Genomic DNA, 17,067 nt, shown 5'->3' with positions numbered 1-17,067 from the left:
TCCTCCTCGGGATATGGGTTACAGCTTGGAGCCTCGCAGCCATGCTTGGATTTCGCGCTCCGTCGGATCGACGGGATCCGGCGTCAGTCCCGGAATATAGCTGCAGGCTTCGTACAAGGCCGGGATGACATTCGCATGAACGCCTACGGAGTGATGCACGTACGGCCCCTTGACCAGCTTCTCCTCCCACAGCGGCCAATCGTTGACTTCCACCCAGACGTATGAGCCCCGCGTATAAGGCCCCTCGATTCCTTTGGCTTTGCCCAGAAACATCTGATACTCGCCGTTGTCGCCGTCGAAACGGGCAATCGTCATCCCGCCGCCGCGAATCTCGCCCTCATGCGTGCCTGGAGAATGGTCGTCGAACAGGAAGTGCTTGCGCAGCTTCGGCTTGTCTTCCACGGACAGCGATACAGGGAAGTTCCCGCAATGGAACAGCAGCTCGCCGTTGTCGTTCTCCGGATGGCGCACCGTAATATCGGCGAAAAAGGTAGGCTGCGTATTCAGGGTAGCCGCTTGCACCATAACCGAGGTGATCGCACCGTGAATGTCGGTTTCGCAGGTGACCGGAATTTGCTCGTCGGTCAGAATCGCATTGGCCAGACACGGCATGATGCCCATGGCATCCTGCAAGGAAGACCAGCATTGGATCGCAATCGCCGTGCTGCCGGTCTTATCCGCATATTCCCTCATCGCTACCTTCAGCGCGGCGATGCGGCGCACGTCCGCCTCCGTCACTTCGGACCAGTCCAGCTTGGCTTTGATATAATCGATTGCCGCCGTCAGCTCGGAGCTGTTTCCTTTCTCGATGCGCTGGGAGGCGCGTTGAATGTCTACAATCGTAATCGGATGAATCTCGATCCCGAACCGCTCCAGCAGCTCGCCCTCGTTGCACATCATCGTCCAGAACGAAGCCGGGCGCGGCCCGATCTGCAGAATGCGCAGGCTGCGGAACTGGCGAACGACGTTGGCCGCTGCGACGAAGTTGGTGAAGCCGCGCTCGAATACCGGATCATTGAGCCTGGAGTTGGTGACATAGGTAAAAGGAACGTTAAAGCGACGCAGCACTTTGCCTGTCGCGAACAGTCCGCACTGCGTATCCCGCAGGCGCATTCCGTCCTCCAGCGGGGCTTCGTCTCTTGGTCCCCAGAGCAGAACCGGCTTGCCGAGCGCCTTGCCTACCCGGGCGACCGTATCCTCCGTGCCGAAGTTGCAATGCGGGAAAAACACCGCGTCCACCTTTTCCTGCTTGAAGCGATCCACGATCTGCTCCGCATTGATATGGTCGTCGTAGAGAAGCCCTTCCTGGTTTAATCCCTCCAGATCGACGATGTCGATATCCATACCGAAGCTTTCCATTTTCTCGCGAATCATGACCTTATAGCGGAAAGCATCCTCCGCACTGAATACAAACCGCCTAGTCGGGGCATAGCCCAGCTTTAATCGTTTCATGAGTAACCGCTCCCTGTTTTGTGAGTTAACTAAAATTTTTAGTTGTTTTATCTCTCTATTTTAGTTGTTCTCTCCCTCGTTTCCTAAGTTATCATCTTTATTTAGGAGGGTCAACGCATATTTTTAGTTATTTTTCGATTTTTTTAGAGGAAATTTAGATAAATTAATATCGCTTGATGAATTTGAAGATAAACGCTAAACTAAAATCACTAAACAAATCTCGATAGGGAGCACTTCCTTTGAAAATAGAAGATATCGCCAACCTGACCGGCGTCTCCAAATCCGCCGTGTCTCTCGCTCTGAACGGCAAGCCGGGCGTCAGCTCGGAAACCAGAGAAAGAATCCTGCAAGTATCCGAGCAGTTGGGCTACACCTCCCGCAAGCGTTCGGGCTCTGCGAAGGACGCTGCGCCCGGCACGATCACCTTCCTGGTCTTCGCCAGCTCCGGCCTCGTGGAGGACCACTATTATCAGCAGCCTTTCTTCCGCGAGCTGTTGCATCATATCGAGGAGCGCTGCCGGAATCGCGGCTACACGCTTCGCTTCGCGACAGCGTCGGCCGACTCGATCCTTTCGGACGCGCGGCATTTCGAATCGGACCAATCTTCGGAGGGCGTGATCGTGCTGGGCACGAACCTCAACCGCAGCCAGGCGGCGGACGTTCTTCGCACGCTCGGCCCCCATGTGGTCGTGCTCGATAACTGCTTTGACACGGTCGATGCAAGCTTCGTGCAGATTAACAACATGCTCGGCGCCTATCAGGCAGGGGAGCACCTGTACGAGCTCGGGCATCGGCAGATCGGGTACATCGCTTCCGATGCGCGCATTCACAATTTCGACGAGCGCCGCAACGGCTTCATCTATGCGCTGAAGGAGCGAGGCATTGAGATCGGCGAGGAGCGCACCTTTGTCGTTGCGCCCACGATCCTGTCCTCGCAGGAATCGCTCAAAACCCAGCTGGCCGACTATTTGCGCAATGGCGGAGTGATGCCTACAGCCCTTTTCTGCGAATGCGACTATATCGCCATCAGCGCGATCAAGACGCTGTCCGAACTCGGCTATCGCGTTCCCGAGCAGGTGTCCGTCGTCGGGTTTGACAACATCGCCGAGGCGCAGGTCGTCACGCCGGAGCTGACGACCGTTCACGTAGAGAAGGAGCGCCTCGCCCATCTAGCGGTCGATCTGCTTGTCGACAACCTGAAGCAGGAGCGCAGCGTCCGTTTGAAGGTAACTGTCGATACACGCTTGGTCGTTCGCCAATCGTCCGCACCGACTGCGAACGAAACCGAATAATTCCGCATTAACAGGCCGAGCATGGGAACAGAGCATCCCGAGCTCGGCCTTTTTTTTTGTTATTATTTATTGTAGGAACAATGAGAGGGGAAGCACGCATATGAATCTTCTTATTCTTGGAGCTACGGGGCGCGTCGGACAAGCGGCGACGGCACAGGCCATTACCGACGGCCATTCGGTCACGGTATTGGTGCGGAGCCCGGATAAGTTCGGCACTCTGGGGGTTGCTCCCACGACCGTCGTTCAAGGGGATGCTTGCCGGGAGGAAGATGTTGCCCGCGCCCTGCATGGGGCGGATGCCGTTCTCAGCGCACTGGGCACGGATGGAGGCACCGTTCTAACCGATAGCCTGCGGATTCTGATCGACCTGATGTCTCGCCGGCCCGGCCCGCAACGAATCGTTACGATCGGCACCGCGGGAATTCTGGACAGCAAGGGCTATCCCGGCTTGCTGCGTTACGAGTCCCCGGAGTCTCGCCGCTCCTCCGTTCGGGCGGCCGAGGAGCATCGCCGCGCTTGGGAGCTGCTTTCCCGGTCGCCGCTGGACTGGACGATCGTCTGCCCGACTTACTTGCCGCTCGGCGAACGAACGGGCGTCTACCGTGTCGAGGCCGACACGCTGCCGGACGGGGGCGCTTCGATCTCCGTTGCGGATACGGCTGATTTTGCCTACCGGCAGCTGCAGTCGGCGGACTATATCCGCAAACGGGTCGGCATCGCTTACTGAGCGCCGACTTCTTTCGTTATCTTGCTTTTACATTCCAAAAGGCGTACAAAGGTTCGCTGGGGAAGGTATACTGATCATGAGGTGAACGAAATGCTACCGGACGAGGATCACGTAACCGACGACAGATGGCAGGCCATCTTAACGAACGATGCCGCGCAGGACGGACAGTTCTGGTATGCAGTCAAGACGACGGGCATCTTCTGCCGCCCCTCATGCAAGTCCAGGCCGCCCAACAGGGATAACATTCGCATATTCCACACAGCCGAGCAAGCGCTGGCCGCCCGCTTCCGCCCCTGCAAGCGCTGCAAGCCGACCGGGGAAAGGCTGCCCGACGAGGAGTGGCTGGCCGTCGTGACCGAATATATCGATCGCAATCTGGACAAGGACCTGACGCTTTCCGCGCTTGCGAGCGTCTGCCATGGGAGCCCATACCATTTACATCGTACCTTCAGAAAAGTAAAGGGAGTGACTCCGGTGGAATACGTGCAGGGAAAACGCATGGAGAAAGCCCGGAAGCTGCTTGCCGATCCCAAGCTTACCGTGGCGGAAGTCGGCCGAAGCGTCGGACTGCCCAATCCGCCTTATTTTATAACCCTGTTCAAGCAACGAACCGGCCTCACCCCCGCTCGTTACCGCGAAACGAATACGAACGTACAAGGAGGCGTCTCGCCATGACGGCATCCGCGAAATCACCGATTTATTGGAGCTTGACGACTTACGGGGACTGGAGCCTGTATCTCGCCGCCACGGCGGCGGGCTTGACTTATGTCGGATCTCCGAACCAACCCTTTGAACAGCTTTCCGCTTGGGTCGACGCACGTCATCCGGGGAAAACTTTGATCCGCAGCGATGATCACCTTCATCCCTATGCGTCGCAATTGGCCGATTACTTCCAAGGCTCGCTGCAACGCTTCACGATATCCGTCGATCTGCCGGGCACCCCCTTTCAGCAGGCCGTGTGGGACGCCTTGCAGCGCATTCCCTACGGCCGCACCTGCTCGTACTCGGACATTGCCGAAGCGATCGAACGACCGGCAGCGGTCCGGGCCGTCGGCGCGGCGATCGGCGCGAATCCGGTGCTCATCACCGTTCCCTGCCACCGGGTCATCGGCAAGGGAGGAGCGCTCACCGGGTACCGAGGCGGCATGGAGATGAAAGTAAAGCTGCTGCAGTTGGAGCAGGGGGAGCAGTGACCCCGCAGATCGCCTATAAGCTTCCCAAGACGCTACTGAACAAGGGCACGGGTTTCCTCCAGGGCTACAGCCATTCCCTCAATCCGTATGCAGGCTGCGCCTTCGGCTGCTCCTACTGCTACGTAAGACGGATGCCGGTGGCCCTCTTCCGCTCAGCGGAATGGGGCGCCTGGGTGGACGTCAAGCAGCAAGCGGCGGAGCTGCTGCGCAAGGAGCTTCGCAAAGCCAAGAGCAAGGGGCCCGTCACGATCTTCATGGCCTCCAGCACAGATCCGTACCAGCCGGAGGAGCAGACGCAGCGGGTGACGAGATCGCTGCTGGAGGTCATGGCCGAGGAACCGCCGGATTTCCTGCTCGTGCAGACCCGCAGCCCGCTGGTCACCCGGGACATCGATCTGCTCCGGCGATTGGGCGAGCGCGTGCGCGTCAGCATGACCATCGAGACCGACCGGGAAGACATCCGCAAGCATTTCACCCCGTTCGCCCCTCCCTTGCAGGCGCGTTTCAAAGCTTTGCGCGAGCTGCGCGCAGCCGGAATCGCCACCCAAGCCGCCGTAGCCCCCGTTCTGCCCAGCAGCGAAGCCTTCCCGGAGCTTCTGCTCGGCATCGTAAACCGGGTCTGTCTCGACGATTACTTCATGGGGGACGGCAGCGGCGGGCAACGAACCCGGGCTTTGGGCATTCCTAAGCTATACGATACGCTTGGACTTCAAGAATGGAACGAGCCTTCCGCTTACCGGGTCGTGCTGGAACGGTTCAAGCGCGTCTTCCCCGAAGATGCCCTGTTTGTTAGTCAACGGGGATTCGAGCCCTGATCCATCAGACGCATCGGCCCGCATAAGATCGTCGGCAAGTTCAGTCGAACGTCAACGGGTTCTCGATCAGCAGCCCGTTGTAACCCGGAAGTCCTTCCAGCTTCTCCGTCTCGAGTGTGCCGAGATCGCGAATCGTCCATACGCCGTTCTCCAGCTTCAGACCGGCTTCGAGGTGCGCGGCAAGTCCGATGGCATACCAGAGGTTCAGCGTAAACGTAAACCGGATTTGATCCGGCGAGACAAAGCGGGCTTCTATGGGCATCCAGGCGAATGCCCTCGAGGAGCTTCCCTTACGCTTGCTTTCCGCAAAATCTCTCCGCAAATGCTGGAAGCCCGGATTGCTCCATGCTTGATCGCTGAACAACGCTCGCAGATGCTTATCGTCCAGCTTCTCTTCGGAATAGCTGCCTTCCTCCAAGCCTAAGGCTTGCTCCAGCCGACCGGCATATTGCCGGGTAATCTCCGCGAGGAAAGCGGTCTCGGCTTCCCGATCCGCCTCGTCCGCGACGATCAAAGCCCGTTGCTCCAGGCTCGGCTTAAGCGCAAGCTCATACGCCTCATGGCCAACCCATGCATGCAGCCTGAGCTGCTCTCCATCGCTTTCGATCGGCTGGCTGGCGTTGATCGGGAAGGCGGATAAGCTTTGCAAGCCTTCGCCAGCGGCGTATTGGAAGGTCAAGGGATAGAACTCGCCCCGCTCCGTTGCCGCGAAGGCCATGATGCGCCCCTCCCCGCCATCAAAGCTTCTGCTGAAACGAAAGCTGTCCAGCTGGAACAGAAGCAGATCATAGCCTGCGAACGAATGCACCTCGATAGACGAAGGCGACAGCTCCTGATGCAAAGCCAGATCGGCCAACGGCTCCAGCGTTGTTACAACACCTTGCCTGTTCGTAAATGTCGCGCTGTAAGTCCCGTAGTAGCGGACTCCCCCGCCTTCCTTCATTTCCGCCTCTCCCGGCAAGGAGACGATCTTCATGACGCCGTACTTCGATTGCCCGCTGGCCCTGAGCGCAGGTCCGTCCGCCGCTGCGGCGCGTCGATCGTCGTTCCACCAGTCCTTGAGCTCTTGCCGTTCGTCGAATTTCCCCGGAAATAATGGCAATCCGTCGGCATTTCGCGGCAGCGGCTTGTCGATCGACACGTAATCGATGCGAGCCGCGATTCTCCGACCGTAGACAAGCCAGCGGTCTTGGGAGACGGAAGGCTGCGCATACACCCGCTCCCCTTGGCGCTCCTCTCCCGAATCAGAGTCGATCCACTGCCAGCTGCGTTTCGCCGCTTCCCAGCGATAGACCAGACTTCCCCCTTCGGACGGCAACTGCATGTACGACTGTTTGCCTTCTCTCAGCGCCAGCGCATCCTTGGGAGGCTGATAAACAAGCCTCGCTTTTCTATCCACCAGGAGAAACGGAAGCGAACGGAAGCTGTATCCGTCATGACGCTTCACGACTTGAATGTCGCCGAGCTTGCTTAAATCCTGAACCGCTTTATAATCGGTCAACGTTCCCTGCTCTACATTATAGAGCTTATAGGAAACGTCCTTCTTCATAGGCTCGCCGGGGCGGAAGTATTCGATCCAAATCTTGCCCTCCTCCGACCAGCCGTAGACGTTCATTCGCTTCTCCCGGTCCTCGGGCAGCTCAAGCGTTCGAACGGCTTGACCGTCTCTGTCATAGAAGCGAATCCCTTGTCCGTACAGCAGCATCCCGTTGTCGGTGTAGACGCCCAGCGCCTGGTCCGCGCGGCCGAATTCGATAAAGAACATGCGGCTGTCGGGACTCCAGACGATCCCGGGAGCCATCAGCGCCGTCTTCGCGTCGAAGGCGAACCGGCCGACCGCCTGTTCGCCCTCCATGCCGGAGGCGATGACTTCGAAGCGCTGTCCGCCCTCAGGCTGATAGACAAGCCTCGTCAGATCCGGCGACGGATACACAAGCTCGCGCGGCGGCGTGCTTCCCAAATCCCCATAAGCCGGATAGACGCTATCCCCATTCGTCCGCACCTTGCCGCTCTCGGCGTCGAAGCGCCAGATTCGTCCCTCATAGCTTGTCAGCATAAGCATCCCGTTCTCGTAATGAGAGCTTAGCAAATAGTCCTTCGGCGTCTCTCCTTCGACGACCTGAAGCTCCCAGAAGCGCGGGGCGATCGCATCGAACCGCCCGCTTCCGATATACAGCTTCGCCAGATCATAGGTCAGCTTGCCGCCATCCAGTGAGGGTCTGACGAACAGAAGGCCGCCATCCTCCGTCAGCTCGGGCGCTAGCTGTCCCCCCGGCAAAAGCAGGTTCAGCTCATACAAGGGATAGGCTTGCACCTCCCGTGTCTCGGGACGAACGACCACCGCATCGTAGCGCATCCAGTTCCCGCCGTTCCCCTCCTCGGCCAAGAAGTCCCTGGCAAACAGATGCACATCGTGCGTCGGCGTGCTTACGTTTCCCGAGGCGATCGGGTGCTGATCGTCCGCGAATGAAAGCTGAAAGCCCCGCTCTGTCGGCGTGGCCTGTACCTGTAAAGGAGGAAACCTCCAATCTCCCTCAGCGGGAGAATCGGCCGCTCCTCCCGATCCATTGGCAAGCTGGACCAGCCCTGCGGCGGCGTTCGGAGCTTCGAAAGCCTGCTTTTCCTCCGAAGCTCCTCTGCCGAATTGCCATGAGATCAATAAAATAAGAACAACGGCCAGAGCCGCTGGAAGGGCGAGCTTTACGAACTTGTTGGTCATGTCTGAGCCTCCGAAAAAGAATTGATACTTATGAGACGACAGACAGGAGCACGAGGTTCTATTTTTTCAAATTATTCCTCCAAATCCATTCCCTTAATATCCGGCCGCGCAGGGTTAGAAAAAGTCAAAATGGAGATACAGAAAAGTAATGACCATGCGATACACACACAGGGATGGCGATTCAACTTTGCTTCGGAAAAAACCTACTTTAGCCGACCAGCAGGATATGTTCAGCCGCAGACTGGGACAAAGCGCGGATTTCACCGCGCGTGAATGCTGTATCGGCTCCGAGCGGCTTCCCGCCGTTCTCCTATGGATTGACGGGCTTGTGGACAAGAAGCTTCTGAATAGAACGGCGATCGGTCCCCTCATCTCCATGCAGGGGCCGCTTTTATCTGAACGGTCGCTGGAGGATTGTCTGGATCATCTGTGCAAATCCGTCATCACTTCCTCGGAGGCCAAAGTCGTACCTTCTATTGAAGAAGCGCTCCCTCTGCTCGTCAACGGCTGGACGATATTGCTGGCCGAAGGCTGTCCGGGAATGGCCGCGATCAACACCGAGGGCTTCGACAAAAGAGGAATCGAGGAAGCGTCCTCTTCAACCGTAGTAAGAGGGCCGCGCGACGGCTTCGTGGAAGCGCTGGAAGTGAACATCTCCCTGGTTCGCCGGCGGATTCGCAGCGATGCCGTGCGCGTCGACAAGCTCAGCATCGGTTCGATATCGCATACCGGAGTAGCCTTGCTCTATATTCAGGATCGGGCCAAGCCGGAATTGGTTCAAGAGATCATGAATCGGCTCTCCAAGCTGAAGATCGACGGCGTATTGGAATCCCAATATATCGAAGAGCTGATCAAGGATAGTCCGCGCTCCTTCTTCCCGACAGTGTACAGCACGGAGCGTCCCGACGATATTGCCGGGGTATTGCTGGAAGGCCGCATCGCCATTCTTGTCGACGGCTCGCCGTTCGCGCTTGCGCTTCCTTGTACGCTGGCTCATCTGCTCAAGACGACCGAGGATCTGTACATGGCTTATCCGCTGGCAACGTTCGTTCGCTGGCTTCGCTACGTCGGTTTTCTTGTCAATCTGCTGCTCCCTTCCATCTACGTCGGCACGCTGACCTTCCATCCCGAGATGGTGCCGCCCCAGCTGCTGAGCAGCATTCTGACCGCGCGCGACGGGGTTCCTTTTCCTCTGCTGCTGGAGACGTTGATCATGGAATTGACCTTCGAGGTTCTGCGCGAGGCCAGCGTGCGAATGCCGCGTTCCATCGGTTCCGCCATCAGCATCGTCGGGGCGCTCGTCATCGGAGAATCGGCCGTGCAAGCGGGCATCATCTCTTCGCCCGCGATTATCGTTGTTGCCGGAACCGCAATCGCCTCGTTCACAATTCCCTCGATTTCCTTGTCGGGGACGATACGTATTTTGCGTTTCGGCATGATGCTGCTGGCATCCATGTCGGGGTTGTACGGCATTATGATCGGCTGCTTCCTCGTCGGAATTCATTTGGCGTCGCTTAAATCGCTAGGCATGCCTTATCTGGCTCCGTTCGCCCCTTACCGGAAGACCGAGTTCATGAAGCTAGTCTTTCGCGTCCCTTGGTTCACGCTGAATAGAAATCGAAAGTAATCCCGCCCGATCGCCCGGAGGAGGAAACATCCTATGCGCGCCTTGAAGAGCTTCCTCTGCCTGCTCTCTATGCTGATGCTCAGCGGCTGCTGGAGCCAGATTAACTTCGATCAATTAACCGTCGTGTCCGCCATCGGCCTGGATGCAGCGGAGGACGACCAGGTTCGAGTAACGCTGCAGCTCGCCAACCCAACTCTTCCGATAGCCGCAAGCGGCGGCGGCCAACAGCGCAGGCCTTACGCCAACTACGACGCGACCGGCATTACGATTCATGCCGCCATTCAGCAAATTCAGCATCAAGCCAAAAAAAGCCTGTTTTTCCCCCAGACGAAAATCGTGCTGATCGGAGAAAAGCTGGCGCGGCGCGGACTCGACGACCTGTTGGATTACTTCTGGCGGGAGACGGATCAGAATTTGAACAGTTGGGTGCTCGTCTCCAGGCAATCGGCGCATAAGACGCTGGAGGAGGCCAAGGAGCTTGAGCCTGTCCCCTCGCAGGAGTGGAAGAAGTATCTCGCGGGCACATGGAAACGGCCGCTTCATCCGGATGTGGAAATCTACCAGTTCCTGCCAAGGCTGAATCAGGTCGGCTTTCAGGCGATGAGCCCGGGCATCTTCCGTTCCTCCAGTGCCGGTCAGGACGGCGTTATGGAGATCGGCGGCACTGCCGTGTTCCGTAACGATCGCATGGTCGGCTGGCTGACGGGAGACGAGAGCCAGATCGTCAACTGGTTGACCAGAGGCAGCAGCAGAGGAAGCTTCCAAACCGACATCGAACACGAGGAAGCGGTGAACTTTAGCCTCACCTCCATTCGCGCCAAGATCGTACCCGTCGTGCGGGACGGACGTCTCGCGATGCGGCTGAAATTAACCGGAGTCGCGGAGGTGCTGACCACGACGATGCCGTTGGACTTCAGCCAGGCGCAGCCGATGCTGCGGCAAGTGCTTAACCGGCAGGTGGAGCGCGCGGTTTCCAAGACGATGGACAAATTGTTTGTTACCTACGGCAGCGATGTCATCGGCTTCGGCGAGACGCTGCACAGACGTATGCCCTCCGAGTGGAAAAAGCGCAAGGCCTCTTGGGATTCGGACTTAAAGAAGGTGGACGTTGAGATTGCCGTCTCGTTCAGGATCAAGCGGGCGGGCCTGCTTCGCTGACCCGCAACCCTATTCGGTAAAGGAATGAGAAGCATTGCGCAAGCAACAAATTTCGGAGCTACAGTTTTTCTTCATCATATTCGTATCCATCGCTTCTCTCACCTTCTTCTCCGTACCTTCCCAGCTGATCTCCAAGGTGAAGCAGGATCTATGGCTGTCCATGGCTCTCGGTACGCTGATCGATGCCAGCGTCGCCTGCTTGTTGTACTGGCTGGGGTTGAAATATGCCGGCAAATCCATGATCGAATATTCGCGGGCCATTCTGGGCCCGCTTGGAAACCTGGTCAGCGTGATCGTTCTCGTGTTCTTCCTTGCGGTGAGCGTCACGGCCATATGGATATACAGCGATTTTCTGTCCAGCTCGCTCCTTCCCGACACCCCTCTCGTTGTCTTCTCCGCCTCCCTGACGCTGTGCGCCGGCTGGGCAGCCTACAAAGGCATCGAGACCATCGCCCGCCTGAGCCAGATTATCGGGGTCATCGTTCTGCTCTCTTCGCTGATCTTGTTTACCGCCTCTCTTCCTATCGTTAACCTGACCTACCTGCTGCCGCAATTCGAGCACGGCCTTCGTCCCGCGTTCATCGGCTCAATCTATCCCGGAAGCTGGTTCGGCATCTGCATTATGATGGGCATGCTGATGCCGCACATGTCCCGTCCGGCGAGCACGCTGCGCGTGAAGGTTAACGCCGTGCTGCTCGGCGCCCTGGTCATGACCGCTTACATGCTGTACAGCATCGCCGTGATGGGACCCTACATGGCAAGCGAGATGGAAAACCCGATATATGTGTACACGCGAGTAGCCCATCTCATCATCTTCGAACGGGTTGAAATCTTCACGCTGCTGATCTTCATCTCCGGCTCGTTCATCACGTTCTCTACGCTGTATTATTCAACCGCCCGAGGCTGCGCTCAGCTCTTCCGCATGTCGAGCGATAAAGGATGGATATACGCGCTTAGCCCCGTATTCGTGATTTGCCCCGTGCTGCCCTTCAGCAAGAGCATCGGGCAATGGTCGCCTTATCTGGATTTCTGGTTTCCCGTCCTCGCTCTGGGCATTGAAGGCGGTTCCTCCATGCTTCTGTTTGTCGTCGCCCTGATTCGCAATCGAAAATAAACCGTTCGCGTTCTTCTATCAAGGTTGCAAGATATGGTGTATATTTACATTATCTATTCTTTTTAGAAGGGTGCGTGCTCGTTATTTTTGGAACAGACAAGCAGTTCGAAAAAAAATCTCCAATAACTTCACCCAAAACTGCCACCTCCCTCCCCCCAATATCGATATCAAATTCCGGATACCAGCCGGAGCACGCTCTTCTTACGCTAGGGCAAAGCGGGCAGTTGGGCAATCAGGATATGCTGAGTTTGGCACCACAGTCCACAACGGGGATGCTACCCTTGTCAACGAAGCTATCGTCCGAAGACTTATCGCTTCAGCCCGTAGAGGAGAAAGAGAAGGAAATCACGATAGCAGAGCAAGTCATGACCTCGCTGTACAAGCTTGATAACGCTGAAAGCGCCACTCCGGAAATGCGTACAAATACCGAAACTATTCTTTCGAATGCAAGTAAAATGGGGTTTCTGGACGAAGTTATCAGGATGGCTACAAGCGGCAAAGTCCTGAACGCGGACGGCTTCTATAAGACGATAACCTCCTTAATGGCCGTTGCGAAAGGAAGCCGGGCCGACTCTAAGGCCTCGAATACGACTGCAACTCAGTCTGATGCCCCCCAGCTTTCCGATCCCTCCCAAGACGCGGAAGCGGCATCGGACGGCGGCAAGGATTCCAGCAAAGGCTTGGTACACGAATTGTTGTTCGCGCACGAGAAGATCTCCCAAGGCCATCATGTCCAGTTCGGTGCGATGAAACCCGATCCGCTGGTGGATGCTTTAAAGGGAGCGGGACGCGAAGGCGATGCTGCTAACGTTGACAAAGAAATGCTGGCTCTCGGCAACGAGTGGGGCGGGGATACGGTCGTATGGCCCAAAGACGGCGAAGGGCCGGTTGAAACCCGTCAGCACAAAGTTATCGAGGGGGAATGGAAGGGCGCGACCTCGCGAGAGCTCATCAAGGCTGTCAAGCAATTGGAAGGGCAGAACGGCGAGGTGGCTTTGAGAGGCTCAATGCGAATCGCCGATCTGGTTATCGTGCAAGAGGAGTCGGCAGAAGAGATCGGAGCGGAACACTTGACGCAATTGCTGAAGGAAACTTTAGCCAATAATACGATCCGTCAAAAGCAGTTATTTGCGTTCGTGAATGTCATCGACGTTACGACCAGCACGGGCCAGTTCCATTACGAGGTCAACTCGGGGAACGGAGAGCTTACCCTTCGATCCCAAGAACCCTCTAATGTTGTAGAGACATTAAAAGAACGTGAGCCTGATCTCTCTTCGATTAAAGACGAAGAGCTGCCGAAAGCTCCTGAGCTATCGCCGGAGGAGGCTCTTCAAGAGGCTACAAAATTGGAGCCGGACGATGAATTGAATACGCCTCAACTAATCAACGATCGGATTGAACTAGTTCAGAAGCACATAAACGATTTGAAGAAGAAGGCTATCAAAAGCACAGCAGAAACTGAATTAGCTACATTGAAGACCCAGAGGGGGGCGTGGCTTCGCCAAGAAAACGAAAAAATAAAAAATAACAGGTCAATACCTAGAAAAAAAAACGAGGACTGGGAGAACGACAACCCAGTTGATGCAGGAAAAATGATTCTTCTGGAAAAGCAGATTACAGAGGCAAAAGAAAGTGATGGGAAGGATAATCCTCTCAAAACCGCAGAGGACAGACAGGCAAGCTTGCAAACTCGGCTCAAGCAAGTCACAGTTGATGTTAAAGCTCAGGAAGATGCGAAGAACCTTCGCAGTCAATATGTAAAGAAGCAGTTAAAAGATAAGCTAACGCTCAAATATAAAGAATACGATGACAGTAAATACAGCGAATTCCTCAGTAAGTGGGAGCAAGAGGACAGCGACGGCTTCGAGCAGGAACTTAAGAAGCACCAGCTGCAATGGGAAAGTGAGAATCAAGAAAACGGACAAGCCGCGCTCTACCACGCCGGGGTTCAGAGAGAACGAGAAGGCTCCGGAAGGAACCAAAAAATAAAAGAACGCAAGCAGCAAAACAAAGCGGTGCAACAGAAAGCTGTAGAAGAAGTGAAAAAAGACAATTCAAACCTTCTTGTACTCGCGGAGACGCTCGTCGATGGCGAAGCCTCCGAGAAGCTTGCCGTTCAGATCGGGCACATCAAGGAAGATACCGGTAATCGCAAAGCGGTTAATGAGCTTCTTAATGAGGTCGCCCAAGAACTATCTGAGGCACAGGCGCTTGCCGAGCAAGGCAAAATAGATAAGGATCTCCTGGGCAAGTTCGTCAAGGAAATGTGCAGCAACGGAGAATACGTCAACTTCCGCGGCAACCTTGCGGAGCTGCGTCACGCCGTTCTGGCCGCTCGGAGTAAGGAGGAAGGCGATTCCCCTGTATATATCGGATCAGAAGAGTGGGAACCCGACAAGGAGAAGAAGCCTCCTCAGGAAGTCGACGTGTCCTACAAGGACAAGACAAACACGCTGCATCTGCGCGAGGTCGCATGGGACATCGCGACGTTGGAGGACAAATTATTCGGATCGCATAAAGAGTCGCAGCGCGAGGGCTATGCACGCATTCGAGGCTCCAGAGAGGAAACGAAGACACGAATGGCGTACGCCGTAGACCAAGCATCCGATAGCGACAAAGCTCTTCTTTTCTCCAAAATTCCGAAGGATGCCAAAGGCAATTACAAAGTGCGCGGGGGGATGGCGCAGTATCTGATCGACAATGGGATCACGGTCTACCTTGGCGGGGAACACTATACGATCGATCGACTCAAAGAGGGACTGGAAACCGCAAAGCAGCAAAGCACCCTATAACAGACACGACTTAACGAAAGGACGGCCGGGGGTTACTCCCATGCCGTCCTTTCGTTGTTTCAATCTATCGCGTTGCTCTTCTAACTATCGCCAGCCCATATGCGGGGAGCCGGAGACGATCTCCCGCCGACTGGCCGGACTCCACGTACGTGTAGGATTCCGAATCCAACGGCACCGTCTGCTCGGATGGGGTGAAGTTCTGGACGAAAACATAATCCAACTCGCCGTCGGTGCGAATCTGCGCGGTGACGCCTTGCGGCAGGTCGGCGTTCATCGCTCGAGCCAAACCCGCCTCCTCGGCCAGACGCGCGTACCATTCGATATAGAAAGCCAGATCCCGGACCCGAGTAGCCAAATAATACGCCTGTCCCTTGCCCAGCCTGTTCCGGGTCAACGCCGGTTGACCGGCATAGAAATCGCTAACGTATACCGCCAAAGCTTCCGCACCCTCCAGGTGAATAAGATCGGCGATCTCATGCGCCGCATATTCTTCTGCCATCCCCCATGCCGCTTCCGGCCGAAGCAAGATGCCGTTCCTGTCGCGGGCATGCAGACCTTCGGCCTCTTCCGACCAGATGCCCAGCGTTCGCCGAAGCGGGCCGGGGAAGCCGCCCAGATGGCACAAATCCGTCTCGTTCACGATGCCCGACCAATAGGTGCTGACGAAGGTTCCGCCCTCCTCTACGAACCGTTCGATTCTCTTCCCGTTCTCCTCGCTGATCAGGTATAGCATTGGAGCCGCGACCAGCTTGTATCCGGACAGATCGTCCTCCGAGCCCACGAGGTCTACCGGAATTCCGAGCTCCCAGAAGGCGCGATAGTGCTGCAGAACCGTCTCTTCATAGCGAATGCCGCTGTTCCGTATGCCTTGCGCGTCTTTAACCGCCCAGCGATTGTCCCAATCGAACACAATCGCCGCTTTCGCCGGCGTTGCGGTACCGACTACCTCTTTCAGCCCGCCCAGCAGCCGCCCGACCTCGGCAACGTCGCGGAAGACGCGCGTATTCTCATGGCCGCTGTGGTCGAGGACCGCGCCGTGAAACTTCTCGCTGGAGCCCCGGCTTTTGCGCCATTGAAAATACTGCACCGAATCCGCGCCATGGGCGACCGCCTGAAGCGAGGAAAGCTTATGCATGCCCGGCCTCTTCAGCTTGCTGACCGATTGCCAGTTCGTGAGCGAAGGCGTGCTCTCCATTAGCAGGAACGGTTTTCCTTTCAAGGAACGCATCAAATCGTAGTGCATCGCCGTCCATGCCGCCAGCCGCGTATCGTCGTTTTCTTCGGTATAATGCCATTCCGGGTAAGCGTCCCACGAGACAACGTCCAGCTCCCGGGCCAGCTTGCGATAATCGATGCCTTCCGTCATATGCATATTCGTCGTAATCGGAAGCTCGGGATTGCAAGGGCGCACGATCTCGATCTCATGCTTGCAATAAGCAATCGTTAGATCGCTGACGAACCGCTTCCAGTCGAGGTTCAGTCCGTGAACCTGCGTCTCGCCGTGCGGAGCCGGAGATTCGATCTGCTCCCATGAAGTATACGTATGGCTCCAGAAGGTAGTCCACCAGGCGTGGTTCAAGGCCTCCAGCGTTCCGTATTTCTTCATCAGCCACTGGCGGAAGGCTGTCTGGCAATACTCGCAATGGCACTCTCCCCCGAACTCGTTGGAAATATGCCAGCCGATCACCGCAGGATGAAGCGCGTATCTGCGCGCAAGCTCGCCGTTGAGGATGGCGATCCTGTCGCGGTAGACGGGAGACGACCAGCAATGATTATGCCGCAGTCCGTGCAGGTTGCGAACCCGGTTTGCGCCGACGCGCAGCACTTCGGGATACTTCCTCGACAGCCAGGCCGGACGGGCTCCGCTCGGCGTGGCGAGGAAGGCATGGATGCCGTTCTCCGCGAAAGCGTCCAGCTGGCGATCCAGCCACTCGAAGTCGAATCTCCCCTCCTCCGGCTCCAGCTTGGCCCAGGAGAAAATCCCGATCGACATCACATTGCAATTCGCCAGCTTCATCAGCCGAAGATCCTCTTTCAGAATTTCGGGATAAGCGCTCCATTGCTCGGGATTATAATCTGCGCCGTGCAGCATAACGGGCAATCTCGGTTGAATCGGCGGGTGCTTGGCCATCGAAGCATGCTCCTTTTTCTGTCGTCATTTAATCGGACAATCTGCTC

General features: G+C 56.6%; 12 protein-coding genes. 9 read left to right on the top strand and 3 right to left on the bottom strand.

What is annotated here, in order from left to right:
• Positions 1-18: 18 nt before the first annotated feature.
• Complete coding sequence (locus ACFO1S_RS10235; protein WP_204603714.1) at positions 19-1,452, bottom strand: L-fucose/L-arabinose isomerase family protein; 1,434 nt, start codon at positions 1,450-1,452, stop codon at positions 19-21.
• A gap of 239 nt (positions 1,453-1,691) precedes the next feature.
• On the opposite strand from ACFO1S_RS10235, the gene ACFO1S_RS10230 reads away from it, so the two are divergent.
• The 5 genes from ACFO1S_RS10230 to ACFO1S_RS10210 all read left to right on the top strand — a co-directional run bounded on the left by ACFO1S_RS10230 (position 1,692) and on the right by ACFO1S_RS10210 (position 5,479).
• Positions 1,692-2,744: a LacI family DNA-binding transcriptional regulator gene (locus ACFO1S_RS10230; protein WP_204603715.1), complete on the top strand. Its 1,053-nt coding sequence runs from the start codon at positions 1,692-1,694 to the stop codon at positions 2,742-2,744.
• Between the two features lie 100 nt (positions 2,745-2,844).
• The gene (locus tag ACFO1S_RS10225; protein WP_204603716.1) at positions 2,845-3,471 is read left to right on the top strand and encodes an NAD(P)-dependent oxidoreductase; all 627 of its coding nucleotides are present in this window, start codon (positions 2,845-2,847) and stop codon (positions 3,469-3,471) included.
• A gap of 90 nt (positions 3,472-3,561) precedes the next feature.
• A complete protein-coding gene (locus tag ACFO1S_RS10220) occupies positions 3,562-4,146 on the top strand; it encodes a bifunctional transcriptional activator/DNA repair enzyme AdaA (protein ID WP_204603819.1) in 585 nt (194 codons plus the stop codon).
• Positions 4,143-4,664, top strand: coding sequence for a methylated-DNA--[protein]-cysteine S-methyltransferase (locus tag ACFO1S_RS10215; protein ID WP_204603717.1), 522 nt, complete (start codon positions 4,143-4,145; stop codon positions 4,662-4,664). Before ACFO1S_RS10220 ends, ACFO1S_RS10215 begins: the two co-directional genes overlap by 4 nt.
• Positions 4,661-5,479, top strand: a complete 819-nt coding sequence (locus tag ACFO1S_RS10210; protein WP_204603718.1) for an SPL family radical SAM protein — start codon at positions 4,661-4,663, stop codon at positions 5,477-5,479. The genes ACFO1S_RS10215 and ACFO1S_RS10210 overlap by 4 nt, the downstream gene beginning before the upstream one ends.
• A 40-nt stretch (positions 5,480-5,519) precedes the next feature.
• Here ACFO1S_RS10210 and ACFO1S_RS10205 read toward each other — a convergent pair whose 3' ends face one another.
• On the bottom strand, positions 5,520-8,198 hold the full coding sequence (locus tag ACFO1S_RS10205) for a hypothetical protein (RefSeq protein WP_204603719.1): 2,679 nt from the start codon (positions 8,196-8,198) through the stop codon (positions 5,520-5,522).
• A gap of 187 nt (positions 8,199-8,385) precedes the next feature.
• On the opposite strand from ACFO1S_RS10205, the gene ACFO1S_RS10200 reads away from it, so the two are divergent.
• The 4 genes from ACFO1S_RS10200 to ACFO1S_RS10185 all read left to right on the top strand — a co-directional run bounded on the left by ACFO1S_RS10200 (position 8,386) and on the right by ACFO1S_RS10185 (position 14,889).
• Positions 8,386-9,825: a spore germination protein gene (locus ACFO1S_RS10200; protein WP_204603720.1), complete on the top strand. Its 1,440-nt coding sequence runs from the start codon at positions 8,386-8,388 to the stop codon at positions 9,823-9,825.
• 33 nt (positions 9,826-9,858) lie between these two features.
• Entirely contained in the window at positions 9,859-10,983 is a 1,125-nt protein-coding gene (locus ACFO1S_RS10195; RefSeq protein ID WP_204603721.1) for a Ger(x)C family spore germination protein, read from the top strand.
• Between the two features lie 34 nt (positions 10,984-11,017).
• Complete coding sequence (locus ACFO1S_RS10190; RefSeq protein WP_204603722.1) at positions 11,018-12,097, top strand: GerAB/ArcD/ProY family transporter; 1,080 nt, start codon at positions 11,018-11,020, stop codon at positions 12,095-12,097.
• 74 nt (positions 12,098-12,171) lie between these two features.
• Positions 12,172-14,889, top strand: a complete 2,718-nt coding sequence (locus tag ACFO1S_RS10185; RefSeq protein WP_204603723.1) for a hypothetical protein — start codon at positions 12,172-12,174, stop codon at positions 14,887-14,889.
• A gap of 64 nt (positions 14,890-14,953) precedes the next feature.
• Here ACFO1S_RS10185 and ACFO1S_RS10180 read toward each other — a convergent pair whose 3' ends face one another.
• Entirely contained in the window at positions 14,954-17,020 is a 2,067-nt protein-coding gene (locus tag ACFO1S_RS10180) for a beta-galactosidase (protein WP_204603724.1), read from the bottom strand.
• Positions 17,021-17,067: the final 47 nt, after the last annotated feature.

The organism is Cohnella boryungensis (assembly GCF_042651945.1).
GTDB classification, from domain to species: Bacteria; Bacillota; Bacilli; order Paenibacillales; family Paenibacillaceae; genus Cohnella; species Cohnella boryungensis.
The sequence above is the reverse complement of the archived record's forward strand: the minus strand, read 5'-3'. Positions and strand labels throughout refer to the sequence as shown.